This is a genomic window from Escherichia sp. MAL-1 (assembly GCF_052948035.1).
The window spans coordinates 885,376-897,890 of sequence record NZ_CM129609.1 but is presented as its reverse complement, the minus strand read 5'-3'; the positions used below and the strand labels follow the sequence as shown (position 1 = coordinate 897,890).

Here is a 12,515-nt window from a genome sequence, read left to right as displayed (position 1 = left end):
AGCGAACCTCAAATTATTTTATTAAGTGTAAAACAGTTAACGACTATCGCAGCCTGGAACTGCGATAACAACCCATAAGCACATGGATTTTCCAGCAGTGTATGCTGACGCTCCGACTGCGCAACCGGTTTCTTTTTCATAACATTATTAAGCACATAACCGAACGTAAGTGTGACAGTTCGGCGAAACCACGAGAAAACTCTTGTTTTTACAAGAGCGCCCTTGTTCAGTCCTCAGTAACTGTAACCAGCTCTTGAATCCTGAGAAGCGCCGAGATGGGTATAACATCGGCAGGTATGCAAAGCAGAGATGCAGAGTGCGGGGAACGAATCTTCACCAGAACGGTGAGACAGGTTAAGCAGCAGACAACGGTTCATTATTTCGTATCACCTCCACGGCCGCCTGTTAAGACGAACCCACAAGCCAAAACTCTGATTTCAACCCGGCTGGAAGTGGCAACACGAAAGAAACGTCGTGTGCTTTTTATTTAAGCCGCGCGCCGCGTTTTATACCCCACAATGGCAGAAAATTGCAAAAGATAAATACGCAGAATGCCGGCATTGTCAGGAAAAATTTCCAGCCACGTTTTTAACAGAATGAGACACGATTCAAAAAAAAGTGGAAATCGGGTGAAGAATTGACCTAAAATAGCCATCCAGATGTTAATCCATCCATACCGATTAACACTCAGACTGCCAGTGTTTTTAACCTGCAGAGTCGTGGTAGGATCCGCTACCACAGAAAATCCACACAACAGTTTGAGCTAACCAAATTCTCTTTAGGTGATATTAAATATGGCAAAACACCTTTTTACGTCCGAGTCCGTCTCTGAAGGGCATCCTGACAAAATTGCTGACCAAATCTCTGATGCCGTTTTAGACGCGATCCTCGAACAGGATCCGAAAGCACGCGTTGCTTGCGAAACCTACGTAAAAACCGGCATGGTTTTAGTTGGCGGCGAAATCACCACTAGCGCCTGGGTAGACATCGAAGAGATCACCCGTAACACCGTTCGCGAAATTGGCTATGTACATTCCGACATGGGCTTTGACGCTAACTCCTGTGCGGTTCTGAGTGCTATCGGCAAACAGTCTCCTGACATCAACCAGGGCGTTGACCGTGCCGATCCGCTGGAACAGGGCGCGGGTGACCAGGGTCTGATGTTTGGCTACGCAACTAATGAAACCGACGTGCTGATGCCAGCACCTATCACCTATGCACACCGTCTGGTACAGCGTCAGGCTGAAGTGCGTAAAAACGGTACTCTGCCGTGGCTGCGCCCGGACGCGAAAAGCCAGGTGACTTTCCAGTATGACGACGGCAAAATCGTTGGTATTGATGCTGTCGTGCTTTCCACTCAGCACTCTGAAGAGATCGACCAGAAATCGCTGCAAGAAGCGGTAATGGAAGAGATCATCAAGCCGATTCTGCCCGCTGAATGGCTGACTTCTGCCACCAAATTCTTCATCAACCCGACCGGTCGTTTTGTTATCGGTGGCCCGATGGGTGACTGCGGTCTGACTGGTCGTAAAATTATCGTTGATACCTACGGCGGCATGGCACGTCACGGTGGCGGAGCATTCTCTGGTAAAGATCCATCAAAAGTGGACCGTTCCGCAGCCTACGCAGCACGTTATGTCGCGAAAAACATCGTTGCTGCTGGCCTGGCCGATCGTTGTGAAATTCAGGTTTCCTACGCAATCGGCGTGGCTGAACCGACCTCCATCATGGTAGAAACTTTCGGTACTGAGAAAGTGCCTTCTGAACAACTGACTCTGCTGGTACGTGAGTTCTTCGACCTGCGCCCATACGGTCTGATTCAGATGCTGGATCTGCTGCACCCGATCTACAAAGAAACCGCAGCATACGGTCACTTTGGTCGTGAACATTTCCCGTGGGAAAAAACCGACAAAGCGCAGCTGCTGCGCGATGCTGCCGGTCTGAAGTAATCTTTCTTCACCTGCTTTCAAAGGCCAGCCTCGCGCTGGCCTTTTTCTTTTACCTCACCGCGGTGGATAGGCATTCACGCCGCATCCGGCAAAAAGCTGCCCGCACAATAACATCATTCTTCCTCAACACGTTTTATCGCAAATTATCATCACTACTGAAACCGATTACACCAATAACACCAGCCAAATATTTGTAATATTTTCATATTATTATTCAGTTTTCACAGTTGTTACATTTCTTTTCAGTAAAGTCTTAATTGCAGATAACAGCGTTTAATCTATGATGATATAACTCAATTATTTTCATGCACTTAAACCATAACTAAGATAAATGTTAGTGTAAGCGATTACACTGATGTGATTTGCTTCACATCTTTTTACGTCGTACTCACCTATCTTAATTCACAATAAAAAATAACCATATTGGAGGGCATCATGCCTGACGCTAAAAAACAGGGGCGGTCAAACAAGGCAATGACGTTTTTCGTCTGCTTCCTTGCCGCTCTGGCGGGATTACTCTTTGGCCTGGATATCGGTGTAATTGCTGGCGCACTGCCGTTTATTGCAGATGAATTCCAGATTACTTCGCACACGCAAGAATGGGTCGTAAGCTCCATGATGTTCGGTGCGGCAGTCGGTGCGGTGGGCAGCGGCTGGCTCTCCTTTAAACTCGGGCGCAAAAAGAGCCTGATGATCGGCGCAATTTTGTTTGTTGCCGGTTCGCTGTTCTCTGCGGCTGCGCCAAACGTTGAAGTACTGATTCTTTCCCGCGTTCTACTGGGGCTGGCGGTGGGTGTGGCCTCTTATACCGCACCGCTGTACCTCTCTGAAATTGCGCCGGAAAAAATTCGTGGCAGTATGATCTCGATGTATCAGTTGATGATCACTATCGGGATCCTCGGTGCTTATCTTTCTGATACAGCCTTCAGCTACACCGGTGCATGGCGCTGGATGCTGGGTGTGATTATCATCCCGGCAATTTTGCTGCTGATTGGTGTCTTCTTCCTGCCAGACAGCCCACGTTGGTTTGCCGCCAAACGCCGTTTTGTTGATGCCGAACGCGTGCTGCTACGCCTGCGTGACACCAGCGCGGAAGCGAAACGCGAACTGGATGAAATCCGTGAAAGTTTGCAGGTTAAACAGAGTGGCTGGGCGCTGTTTAAAGAGAACAGCAACTTCCGCCGCGCGGTGTTCCTTGGCGTACTGTTGCAGGTAATGCAGCAATTCACCGGGATGAACGTCATCATGTATTACGCGCCGAAAATCTTCGAACTGGCGGGTTATACCAACACTACCGAGCAAATGTGGGGGACCGTGATTGTCGGCCTGACCAACGTACTTGCCACCTTTATCGCAATCGGCCTTGTTGACCGCTGGGGACGTAAACCAACGCTAACGCTGGGCTTCCTGGTGATGGCTGCTGGCATGGGCGTACTCGGTACAATGATGCATATCGGTATTCACTCTCCGTCGGCGCAGTATTTCGCCATCGCCATGCTGCTGATGTTTATTGTCGGTTTTGCCATGAGTGCCGGTCCGCTGATTTGGGTACTGTGCTCCGAAATTCAGCCGCTGAAAGGCCGCGATTTTGGCATCACCTGCTCCACTGCCACCAACTGGATTGCCAACATGATCGTTGGCGCAACGTTCCTGACCATGCTCAACACGCTGGGTAACGCCAACACCTTCTGGGTGTATGCGGCTCTGAACGTACTGTTTATCCTGCTGACATTGTGGCTGGTACCGGAAACCAAACACGTTTCGCTGGAACATATTGAACGTAATCTGATGAAAGGTCGTAAACTGCGCGAAATAGGCGCTCACGATTAATCTCCCCAAGCTTCCTCCCATCGCGGAGGAAGCCACCTCTTGCAGTCATCTTTTCTTCGCTCTATCCTCTGCCGCTATGAAAACATCCCGTCTCCCTATCGCCATCCAACAGGCCGTTATGCGTCGCCTGCGGGAAAAACTCGCCCAGGCCAACCTGAAGCTAGGGCGTAACTACCCGGAGCCAAAACTCTCTTACACCCAGCGCGGAACCTCCGCCGGAACAGCCTGGCTGGAAAGCTATGAAATTCGCCTCAATCCCGTTTTGCTGTTGGAAAACAGTGAAGCCTTTATTGAAGAAGTGGTGCCGCACGAACTGGCACATTTGCTGGTATGGAAACATTTCGGCCGCGTAGCGCCACATGGCAAAGAGTGGAAGTGGATGATGGAAAACGTGCTGGGTGTTCCCGCCCGTCGTACGCATCAGTTCGAACTGCAATCCGTGCGTCGCAACACCTTCCCCTACCGCTGCAAGTGCCAGGAGCATCAGCTTACCGTACGCCGCCATAATCGCGTAGTTCGTGGCGAGGCCGTCTATCGCTGTGTTCACTGCGGTGAACAGCTGGTTGCGAAATAACCATCTGAACTATCAGGAACTTTCCTGATCTGGCTGATTGCATACCAAAACAACTTTCGCTACGTTGCTGGCTCGTTTTAACACGGAGTAAGTGATGTACCGTTATTTGTCTATTGCTGCGGTGGTACTGAGCGCAGCATTTTCCGGCCCGGCGTTGGCCGAAGGTATCAATAGTTTTTCTCAGGCGAAAGCCGCGGCGGTAAAAGTCCACGCTGACGCGCCCGGTACGTTTTATTGCGGATGTAAAATTAACTGGCAGGGCAAAAAAGGCGTTGTTGATCTGCAATCGTGCGGCTATCAGGTGCGCAAAAATGAAAACCGCGCCAGCCGCGTAGAGTGGGAACACGTCGTTCCCGCCTGGCAATTCGGTCACCAGCGCCAGTGCTGGCAGGACGGTGGACGTAAAAACTGCGCTAAAGATCCGGTCTATCGCAAGATGGAAAGCGATATGCATAACCTGCAGCCGTCAGTCGGTGAGGTGAATGGCGATCGCGGCAACTTTATGTACAGCCAGTGGAATGGCGGCGAAGGCCAGTACGGTCAATGCGCCATGAAGGTCGATTTCAAAGAAAAAGCTGCCGAACCACCAGCGCGTGCACGCGGTGCCATTGCGCGCACCTACTTCTATATGCGCGACCAATACAACCTGACACTCTCTCGCCAGCAAACGCAGCTGTTCAACGCATGGAACAAGATGTATCCGGTTACCGACTGGGAGTGCGAGCGCGATGAACGCATCGCGAAGGTGCAGGGCAATCATAACCCGTATGTGCAACGCGCTTGCCAGGCGCGAAAGAGCTAACCTACACTAGCGGGATTCTTTTTGTTAACCCCTACCCCACGCGTACAACCGCGTGGGGAGACGACGCGGATTTTTAACTATGCGTATCCCCCGCATTTATCATCCTGAACCACTGACCAGCCATTCTCACATCGCGCTTTGCGAAGATGCCGCCAACCATATCGGGCGCGTACTGCGCATGGGGCCGGGGCAGGCGTTGCAATTGTTTGACGGTAGCAACCAGGTCTTTGACGCCGAAATTACCAGCGCCAGCAAAAAAAGCGTGGAAGTGAAGGTGCTGGAAGGCCAGCTCGACGATCGCGAATCTCCGCTGCATATTCACCTCGGTCAGGTGATGTCGCGTGGTGAAAAAATGGAATTTACGATCCAGAAATCGATCGAACTCGGTGTAAGCCTCATTACGCCACTTTTTTCTGAGCGCTGCGGCGTTAAACTGGATAGTGAACGTCTGAACAAGAAGCTCCAGCAGTGGCAGAAGATTGCAATTGCTGCCTGTGAGCAGTGTGGTCGTAACCGGGTGCCGGAAATCCGTCCAGCGATGGATCTGGAAGCCTGGTGTGCAGAGCAGGATGAAGGACTGAAACTGAATCTTCACCCGCGCGCCAGTAACAGCATCAATACGTTGCCGTTACCGGTTGAACGCGTCCGCCTGCTGATTGGCCCGGAAGGCGGTTTATCGGCAGATGAAATTGCCATGACTGCCCGCTATCAATTTACTGATATCCTGTTGGGACCTCGCGTTTTGCGTACAGAGACAACTGCGCTCACCGCCATTACCGCGCTACAAGTACGATTTGGCGATTTGGGCTAACGGAGAAGAATAATGATCAAGCTCGGCATCGTGATGGACCCCATCGCAAACATCAACATCAAGAAAGATTCCAGTTTCGCTATGTTGCTGGAAGCACAGCGTCGTGGTTACGAACTTCACTATATGGAGATGGGCGATCTGTATCTGATCAATGGCGAAGCCCGCGCCCATACCCGCACGCTGAACGTGAAGCAGAACTACGAAGAGTGGTTTTCGTTCGTCGGTGAACAGGATCTGCCGCTGGCCGATCTCGATGTGATCCTGATGCGTAAAGACCCGCCGTTTGATACCGAGTTTATCTACGCGACCTATATTCTGGAACGTGCCGAAGAGAAAGGGACGCTGATCGTTAACAAGCCGCAGAGCCTGCGCGACTGTAACGAGAAACTGTTTACCGCCTGGTTCTCTGACTTAACGCCAGAAACGCTGGTTACGCGCAATAAAGCGCAGCTAAAAGCGTTCTGGGAGAAACACAGCGACATCATTCTTAAGCCGCTGGACGGTATGGGCGGCGCGTCGATTTTCCGCGTGAAAGAAGGCGATCCAAACCTCGGCGTGATTGCCGAAACCCTGACTGAGCATGGCACTCGCTACTGCATGGCGCAAAATTACCTGCCAGCCATTAAAGATGGCGACAAACGCGTGCTGGTGGTGGATGGCGAGCCGGTACCGTACTGCCTGGCGCGTATTCCGCAGGGGGGCGAAACCCGTGGCAATCTGGCTGCCGGTGGTCGCGGTGAACCTCGTCCGCTGACGGAAAGTGACTGGAAAATCGCCCGTCAGATCGGGCCGACGCTGAAAGAAAAAGGGCTGATTTTTGTTGGTCTGGATATCATCGGCGACCGTCTGACTGAAATTAACGTCACCAGCCCAACCTGTATTCGTGAGATTGAAGCAGAGTTTCCGGTGTCGATCACCGGAATGTTAATGGATGCCATCGAAGCACGTTTACAGCAGCAGTAACCCACCTTAGCGAGAAGGATCTCGTTGAGACTCTGAGTGACAGCGCCCTTCTTTCCACGCATACTGGGCGCTGTTGCTTTTTTGAACCAGGAAACAGAACCTCTGACAATGAATTTACAGCATCACTTTCTTATTGCCATGCCTGCTCTCCAGGATCCGATTTTCCGTCGTTCCGTGGTCTACATTTGCGAACATAATACCAATGGTGCAATGGGGATCATCGTCAACAAGCCGCTGGAAAATCTCAAAATTGAAGGGATTCTGGAAAAGCTGAAGATCACGCCGGAGCCGCGTGATGAATCAATCCGTCTGGATAAACCGGTTATGCTCGGCGGCCCACTGGCTGAAGATCGCGGGTTTATTTTGCATACTCCGCCCTCCAATTTTGCTTCCAGCATTCGCATTTCAGACAACACGGTGATGACCACTTCCCGCGATGTGCTGGAAACGCTCGGCACCGATAAACAACCGTCTGACGTATTGGTGGCTCTGGGCTATGCCTCCTGGGAGAAAGGTCAACTGGAACAAGAAATTCTCGATAACGCGTGGCTAACCGCCCCGGCAGATCTGAATATTCTGTTCAAAACGCCGATTGCCGACCGCTGGCGCGAGGCGGCAAAACTGATTGGTGTGGATATTCTCACCATGCCTGGTGTGGCAGGGCACGCCTGATGAGTGGAACCTTACTCGCCTTCGACTTCGGCACCAAAAGCATTGGCGTAGCGGTCGGCCAACGCATTACCGGCACCGCTCGCCCTTTGCCTGCAATTAAAGCACAGGACGGTACGCCGGACTGGAACATTATCGAGCGTTTACTGAAAGAGTGGCAGCCGGACGAAATCATCGTCGGTTTGCCGCTGAATATGGACGGCACCGAGCAACCATTGACTGCCAGAGCGCGTAAATTTGCCAACCGTATTCATGGCCGTTTCGGTGTTGAAGTAAAGCTCCATGACGAGCGTCTTAGCACTGTGGAAGCCCGTTCCGGTCTGTTTGAACAGGGCGGCTATCGGGCGCTCAACAAAGGCAAAGTTGACTCTGCCTCTGCGGTTATTATTCTCGAAAGCTATTTCGAGCAGGGATATTAAGGCGATTTAAACGCCTGGCGGAGTGTAAATAATATCATCGCGTCTTATTGCCGGATGCGGCGTGAACACCTTATCCAGCACACATCTGGCAGCGGCTATAGGTCTGATAAGACGCGTTAGCGTCGCATCAGACATTTATTGCCTTTGTAGGCCCGATAAGCTTGCGCATCGGGCATGGCAACGTCACAAACGCCCTTCCCCCACCCGGTGCTGATAACTCTGCTGAAACGTTATCATCCCCACCTGCTGCCCGGTTTGAATAACATGCGGTAACTGGTGGGTTTTCCCTTCGCGAATCAAATTCCCCACCGCGGGTGTGTTAATCAGCAATTCAAATAGCGCCACGCGTCCTTCCTGTTTATCCACTTCCAGCTTTTGTGACAGCACTGCCCGTAAACTACCTGCCAGTTGATTACGCACGGGGTCTTTTTCCTGCGCCGGAAATGAATCCACCAGTCGCTCAACTGCCTGCGCGGCACCACGCGTATGTAATGTTGCCAGCACCAAATGCCCGGTTTCTGCCGCCGTCAGTGCCAGACGGATTGTCTCGCTGTCACGCAGCTCTCCGAGCAAAATCACATCAGGATCTTCCCGCAATGCGGCCCGCAATCCCGATGCGAACGTCATACAGTGCAAACCAATTTCCCGCTGCTGGATCAAACATCGCTGGCTGGCATAGAGATATTCAACAGGATCTTCCAGCGTCAGAATATGCGCATCGGCATGTTGATTGAGATAGCCAACCATCGCCGCCAGCGTGGTAGATTTGCCACTCCCCGTCGCCCCCGTCACCAGAATCAGGCCATTCTCGCTCTTGAGTAATTCCGGCAATACCGTTGGTGCGCCAAGCTGTTCGAGCTGCGGGCAGTGCGAAGGTAACAGCCGTAACGCCAGCGAAATGCCATGCCGTTGCGCGAATGCGCTGCCACGCAATCGCTGGTTTTCCGCCAGCGACACGGCAAAATCCAGCTGACCATTCTCCAGCAATATTGCCCGCTGATCGTCATCCAGCCACTCCCGCAGTAGCTCTTCGACGTCCGGCGTATCAAACGGCGCAGCTTCCATTCTGCCGCGAATGCGCCATCGTGCGGGCCAGGCGCTGCACAGGTGTAGATCCGAGACGTTATGCTTTACACTAAGGGCCACAATTTCTTCCATATTCATACTAAGATCCTCGGAAAATGAACGATATTGCGCATAACCTGGCACAGGTCCGGGACAAAATCTCAGCGGCTGCAACGCGTTGCGGCCGTTCTCCAGAAGAAATTACGCTGCTTGCAGTCAGTAAAACAAAACCTGCGAGCGCCATCGCAGAAGCCATTGATGCCGGGCAGCGTCAATTTGGTGAAAACTACGTTCAGGAAGGGGTAGATAAAATTCGCCACTTTCAGGAACTGGGCGTAACAGGATTAGAATGGCATTTTATTGGCCCGTTGCAGTCTAATAAAAGCCGCCTGGTGGCAGAGCATTTCGACTGGTGTCATACCATCGACCGTTTGCGCATCGCTACCCGTCTCAACGACCAGCGCCCGGCAGAACTTCCCCCTCTTAACGTTCTGATTCAAATTAACATTAGTGATGAAAACAGTAAGTCCGGGATTCAACTGGCTGAACTGGACGAGCTGGCAGCTGCGGTCGCTGAACTACCGCGTTTACGTCTGCGCGGGTTGATGGCAATCCCTGCGCCTGAGTCAGAATATGTAAGGCAGTTTGAAGTTGCACGCCAAATGGCTGTAGCATTTGCCGGACTGAAAACGCGCTACCCGCATATCGACACGCTCTCTCTGGGAATGTCGGACGATATGGAAGCCGCCATTGCGGCAGGTAGCACGATGGTTCGTATCGGCACTGCAATTTTTGGTGCGCGTGATTACTCTAAAAAATAAGGAATTAAAGGAACGCCATGAATACGTTGACTTTCCTGCTTTCAACGGTCATTGAGCTGTATACCATGGTGCTGTTATTACGCATCTGGATGCAGTGGGCTCATTGTGATTTTTACAACCCCTTCTCACAGTTTGTAGTGAAGGTAACGCAGCCAATTATCGGGCCACTGCGCCGCGTTATTCCGGCAATGGGGCCAATTGACAGCGCCTCGCTGCTGGTTGCCTATATTCTCAGTTTTATCAAAGCCATCGTGCTGTTTAAAGTGGTGACCTTCCTGCCAATCATCTGGATTGCCGGTTTACTGATTCTGCTGAAAACCATCGGCCTGCTGATTTTCTGGGTCCTGCTGGTGATGGCGATTATGAGCTGGGTAAGCCAGGGGCGTAGCCCGATTGAATACGTGCTGATTCAGCTGGCCGATCCGCTGCTGCGCCCGATTCGCCGCCTGCTACCGGCAATGGGTGGGATTGATTTCTCGCCGATGATCCTCGTTCTGCTGCTGTATGTCATCAATATGGGTGTCGCAGAAGTATTACAGGCAACCGGAAATATGCTGCTGCCAGGGCTGTGGATGGCGTTATGAATGCCGTAACAGTTAATGATGACGGTCTGGTTTTACGGCTCTATATTCAGCCGAAAGCCAGCCGTGATTCTATTGTCGGTTTACATGGCGACGAAGTTAAAGTCGCCATTACCGCGCCGCCGGTTGACGGCCAGGCCAACAGTCATCTGGTGAAGTTTCTCGGTAAGCAATTCCGGGTTGCCAAAAGCCAGGTGGTGATTGAAAAAGGCGAACTTGGCCGCCACAAACAAATTAAAATCATTAATCCGCAACAAATCCCGCCAGAAATCGCGGCGTTAATTAATTAGGTATCCTATGCAAAAAGTTGTCCTCGCAACCGGCAATGTCGGTAAAGTGCGTGAGCTGGCGTCGCTGCTTAGCGACTTCGGTCTTGATATCGTGGCCCAAACAGACCTCGGCGTTGATTCCGCTGAAGAAACCGGCCTGACCTTTATCGAAAACGCGATTCTGAAAGCGCGCCATGCGGCAAAAGTGACCGCTTTACCGGCAATTGCCGACGACTCTGGTCTGGCGGTAGATGTGCTTGGCGGCGCGCCGGGCATTTACTCCGCGCGTTATTCCGGTGAAGACGCGACCGATCAAAAGAATCTGCAAAAACTGCTGGAAACAATGAAAGACGTACCGGACGACCAACGTCAGGCGCGTTTCCACTGCGTGCTGGTATATCTGCGTCACGCGGAAGATCCCACTCCGCTGGTATGCCACGGTAGCTGGCCGGGCGTGATTACTCGTGAACCAGCGGGCACTGGTGGCTTTGGTTATGATCCAATCTTCTTCGTACCTTCCGAAGGGAAAACCGCCGCCGAACTGACCCGCGAAGAAAAGAGCGCCATTTCCCACCGTGGTCAGGCGTTGAAACTGCTGCTGGACGCTTTACGTAATGGTTAAATTACCTCCGCTGAGTCTCTACATTCACATCCCGTGGTGCGTGCAGAAATGCCCGTACTGCGATTTCAACTCTCACGCGTTGAAAGGAGAAGTGCCGCACGACGATTATGTTCAGCATCTGCTTAACGATCTGGACAACGATGTGGCTTACGCTCAGGGCCGTGAAGTAAAGACAATCTTTATTGGCGGTGGTACGCCGAGCCTGCTTTCCGGCCCGGCGATGCAAACGCTGCTGGACGGCGTGCGTGCGCGTTTGCCGCTGGCAGCGGATGCAGAAATTACTATGGAAGCGAACCCTGGCACGGTAGAAGCCGATCGCTTTGTCGATTATCAGCGTGCTGGTGTGAACCGCATCTCTATTGGTGTGCAGAGTTTTAGCGAAGAAAAGCTGAAACGACTTGGGCGTATTCATGGCCCGCAAGAAGCGAAACGCGCGGCGAAGCTGGCGAGCGGTTTAGGGTTACGTAGCTTTAACCTTGATTTGATGCATGGGCTGCCGGATCAATCACTGGAAGAGGCGCTTGGCGATCTACGCCAGGCCATTGAACTGAATCCGCCGCATCTTTCCTGGTATCAACTGACCATCGAACCCAATACGCTGTTTGGTTCGCGACCACCGGTGCTGCCGGACGATGACGCGTTGTGGGATATATTCGAACAGGGGCATCAGTTATTAACCGCAGCGGGTTATCAGCAATATGAAACTTCCGCTTACGCCAAACCCGGTTATCAGTGCCAGCACAATCTCAACTACTGGCGCTTTGGTGACTACATCGGTATTGGCTGCGGCGCACACGGCAAAGTGACCTTCCCGGATGGGCGCATTCTGCGTACCACCAAAACGCGTCATCCGCGTGGTTTTATGCAAGGAAGGTATCTGGAAAGCCAGCGTGATGTCGAAGCCACAGATAAGCCGTTTGAGTTCTTTATGAATCGCTTCCGTCTGCTGGAGGCCGCGCCGCGCGTGGAGTTTATTGCGTATACCGGGCTTTGCGAAGATGTGATTCGCCCACAGTTAGACGAGGCGATTGCCCAGGGTTATCTCACCGAATGTGCGGATTACTGGCAGATAACGGAACATGGGAAGCTGTTTTTAAATTCGCTGCTGGAGCTTTTTCTGGCTGAGTAAACTTGTATTGC

17 protein-coding genes are annotated in these 12,515 nt (G+C 52.0%); 13 read left to right on the top strand and 4 right to left on the bottom strand.

Going from position 1 to position 12,515, the window contains the following annotated elements:
- Nucleotides 1–8: 8 nt before the first annotated feature.
- The 3 genes from yqgB to yqgD all read right to left on the bottom strand — a co-directional run bounded on the left by yqgB (nt 9) and on the right by yqgD (nt 739).
- The gene (yqgB, locus tag ACU8XX_RS04470; RefSeq protein ID WP_001338822.1) at nt 9–140 is read right to left on the bottom strand and encodes an acid stress response protein YqgB; all 132 of its coding nucleotides are present in this window, start codon (nt 138–140) and stop codon (nt 9–11) included.
- 93 nt (nt 141–233) lie between these two features.
- A complete protein-coding gene (gene yqgG / locus ACU8XX_RS04465; protein WP_001297404.1) occupies nt 234–377 on the bottom strand; it encodes a protein YqgG in 144 nt (47 codons plus the stop codon).
- Between the two features lie 110 nt (nt 378–487).
- The gene (yqgD, locus tag ACU8XX_RS04460) at nt 488–739 is read right to left on the bottom strand and encodes a protein YqgD (RefSeq protein ID WP_001303651.1); all 252 of its coding nucleotides are present in this window, start codon (nt 737–739) and stop codon (nt 488–490) included.
- A 55-nt stretch (nt 740–794) separates the two neighbouring features.
- Here yqgD and metK point away from each other — a divergent pair, with 55 nt between their 5' ends.
- From metK to ruvX, 8 genes are all read left to right on the top strand, one after another.
- Nucleotides 795–1,949 carry a methionine adenosyltransferase gene (metK, locus tag ACU8XX_RS04455; RefSeq protein WP_001062128.1) on the top strand — a complete coding sequence of 385 codons (1,155 nt, stop codon included), beginning with the start codon at nt 795–797 and terminating at the stop codon, nt 1,947–1,949.
- Between the two features lie 435 nt (nt 1,950–2,384).
- Entirely contained in the window at nt 2,385–3,779 is a 1,395-nt protein-coding gene (gene galP / locus ACU8XX_RS04450) for a galactose/proton symporter (RefSeq protein WP_001112301.1), read from the top strand.
- Nucleotides 3,780–3,855: 76 nt separating this feature from the next.
- Nucleotides 3,856–4,353, top strand: coding sequence for a SprT family zinc-dependent metalloprotease (locus ACU8XX_RS04445; protein ID WP_001300769.1), 498 nt, complete (start codon nt 3,856–3,858; stop codon nt 4,351–4,353).
- 94 nt (nt 4,354–4,447) lie between these two features.
- The gene (endA, locus tag ACU8XX_RS04440; protein WP_000286500.1) at nt 4,448–5,155 is read left to right on the top strand and encodes a deoxyribonuclease I; all 708 of its coding nucleotides are present in this window, start codon (nt 4,448–4,450) and stop codon (nt 5,153–5,155) included.
- A gap of 79 nt (nt 5,156–5,234) precedes the next feature.
- Complete coding sequence (rsmE, locus tag ACU8XX_RS04435; RefSeq protein WP_001300912.1) at nt 5,235–5,966, top strand: 16S rRNA (uracil(1498)-N(3))-methyltransferase; 732 nt, start codon at nt 5,235–5,237, stop codon at nt 5,964–5,966.
- A gap of 12 nt (nt 5,967–5,978) precedes the next feature.
- The gene (gene gshB, locus ACU8XX_RS04430) at nt 5,979–6,929 is read left to right on the top strand and encodes a glutathione synthase (RefSeq protein WP_000593273.1); all 951 of its coding nucleotides are present in this window, start codon (nt 5,979–5,981) and stop codon (nt 6,927–6,929) included.
- Between the two features lie 108 nt (nt 6,930–7,037).
- Entirely contained in the window at nt 7,038–7,601 is a 564-nt protein-coding gene (locus ACU8XX_RS04425; protein ID WP_001053178.1) for a YqgE/AlgH family protein, read from the top strand.
- Nucleotides 7,601–8,017: a Holliday junction resolvase RuvX gene (gene ruvX / locus ACU8XX_RS04420; RefSeq protein WP_000017106.1), complete on the top strand. Its 417-nt coding sequence runs from the start codon at nt 7,601–7,603 to the stop codon at nt 8,015–8,017. Before ACU8XX_RS04425 ends, ruvX begins: the two co-directional genes overlap by 1 nt.
- A gap of 183 nt (nt 8,018–8,200) precedes the next feature.
- Here ruvX and ACU8XX_RS04415 read toward each other — a convergent pair whose 3' ends face one another.
- Nucleotides 8,201–9,181: a PilT/PilU family type 4a pilus ATPase gene (locus tag ACU8XX_RS04415; protein ID WP_001326494.1), complete on the bottom strand. Its 981-nt coding sequence runs from the start codon at nt 9,179–9,181 to the stop codon at nt 8,201–8,203.
- 17 nt (nt 9,182–9,198) lie between these two features.
- Here ACU8XX_RS04415 and yggS point away from each other — a divergent pair, with 17 nt between their 5' ends.
- Genes yggS through hemW form a run of 5 tightly spaced genes read left to right on the top strand, consistent with a single transcriptional unit; the run spans nt 9,199 to nt 12,504 of the window.
- The gene (gene yggS, locus ACU8XX_RS04410) at nt 9,199–9,903 is read left to right on the top strand and encodes a pyridoxal phosphate homeostasis protein (protein ID WP_000997795.1); all 705 of its coding nucleotides are present in this window, start codon (nt 9,199–9,201) and stop codon (nt 9,901–9,903) included.
- 17 nt (nt 9,904–9,920) lie between these two features.
- Nucleotides 9,921–10,487 (top strand): osmotic shock tolerance protein YggT, encoded by a 567-nt coding sequence (yggT, locus tag ACU8XX_RS04405; RefSeq protein ID WP_001094831.1) that lies wholly within the window; start codon nt 9,921–9,923, stop codon nt 10,485–10,487.
- Nucleotides 10,484–10,774 carry a DUF167 family protein YggU gene (yggU, locus tag ACU8XX_RS04400; RefSeq protein WP_000994920.1) on the top strand — a complete coding sequence of 97 codons (291 nt, stop codon included), beginning with the start codon at nt 10,484–10,486 and terminating at the stop codon, nt 10,772–10,774. Before yggT ends, yggU begins: the two co-directional genes overlap by 4 nt.
- Before the next feature lie 7 nt (nt 10,775–10,781).
- Nucleotides 10,782–11,375, top strand: a complete 594-nt coding sequence (gene rdgB / locus ACU8XX_RS04395; protein ID WP_001174777.1) for an RdgB/HAM1 family non-canonical purine NTP pyrophosphatase — start codon at nt 10,782–10,784, stop codon at nt 11,373–11,375.
- A complete protein-coding gene (hemW, locus tag ACU8XX_RS04390) occupies nt 11,368–12,504 on the top strand; it encodes a radical SAM family heme chaperone HemW (RefSeq protein ID WP_000239943.1) in 1,137 nt (378 codons plus the stop codon). Before rdgB ends, hemW begins: the two co-directional genes overlap by 8 nt.
- Nucleotides 12,505–12,515: the final 11 nt, after the last annotated feature.

What these genes read in the sequence shown, in the direction of transcription:
- rdgB (WP_001174777.1), top strand. Translation starts at nt 10,782, where the DNA reads ATGCAAAAAGTTGTCCTCGCAACCGGCAATGTCGGTAAAGTGCGTGAG.
- ruvX (WP_000017106.1), top strand. Translation starts at nt 7,601, where the DNA reads ATGAGTGGAACCTTACTCGCCTTCGACTTCGGCACCAAAAGCATTGGC.
- ACU8XX_RS04415 (WP_001326494.1), bottom strand. Translation starts at nt 9,181, where the DNA reads ATGAATATGGAAGAAATTGTGGCCCTTAGTGTAAAGCATAACGTCTCG.
- galP (WP_001112301.1), top strand. Translation starts at nt 2,385, where the DNA reads ATGCCTGACGCTAAAAAACAGGGGCGGTCAAACAAGGCAATGACGTTT.
- endA (WP_000286500.1), top strand. Translation starts at nt 4,448, where the DNA reads ATGTACCGTTATTTGTCTATTGCTGCGGTGGTACTGAGCGCAGCATTT.
- yggS (WP_000997795.1), top strand. Translation starts at nt 9,199, where the DNA reads ATGAACGATATTGCGCATAACCTGGCACAGGTCCGGGACAAAATCTCA.
- yqgG (WP_001297404.1), bottom strand. Translation starts at nt 377, where the DNA reads ATGAACCGTTGTCTGCTGCTTAACCTGTCTCACCGTTCTGGTGAAGAT.
- yggT (WP_001094831.1), top strand. Translation starts at nt 9,921, where the DNA reads ATGAATACGTTGACTTTCCTGCTTTCAACGGTCATTGAGCTGTATACC.
- yqgB (WP_001338822.1), bottom strand. Translation starts at nt 140, where the DNA reads ATGAAAAAGAAACCGGTTGCGCAGTCGGAGCGTCAGCATACACTGCTG.
- rsmE (WP_001300912.1), top strand. Translation starts at nt 5,235, where the DNA reads ATGCGTATCCCCCGCATTTATCATCCTGAACCACTGACCAGCCATTCT.
- metK (WP_001062128.1), top strand. Translation starts at nt 795, where the DNA reads ATGGCAAAACACCTTTTTACGTCCGAGTCCGTCTCTGAAGGGCATCCT.
- gshB (WP_000593273.1), top strand. Translation starts at nt 5,979, where the DNA reads ATGATCAAGCTCGGCATCGTGATGGACCCCATCGCAAACATCAACATC.
- hemW (WP_000239943.1), top strand. Translation starts at nt 11,368, where the DNA reads ATGGTTAAATTACCTCCGCTGAGTCTCTACATTCACATCCCGTGGTGC.
- ACU8XX_RS04425 (WP_001053178.1), top strand. Translation starts at nt 7,038, where the DNA reads ATGAATTTACAGCATCACTTTCTTATTGCCATGCCTGCTCTCCAGGAT.
- ACU8XX_RS04445 (WP_001300769.1), top strand. Translation starts at nt 3,856, where the DNA reads ATGAAAACATCCCGTCTCCCTATCGCCATCCAACAGGCCGTTATGCGT.
- yggU (WP_000994920.1), top strand. Translation starts at nt 10,484, where the DNA reads ATGAATGCCGTAACAGTTAATGATGACGGTCTGGTTTTACGGCTCTAT.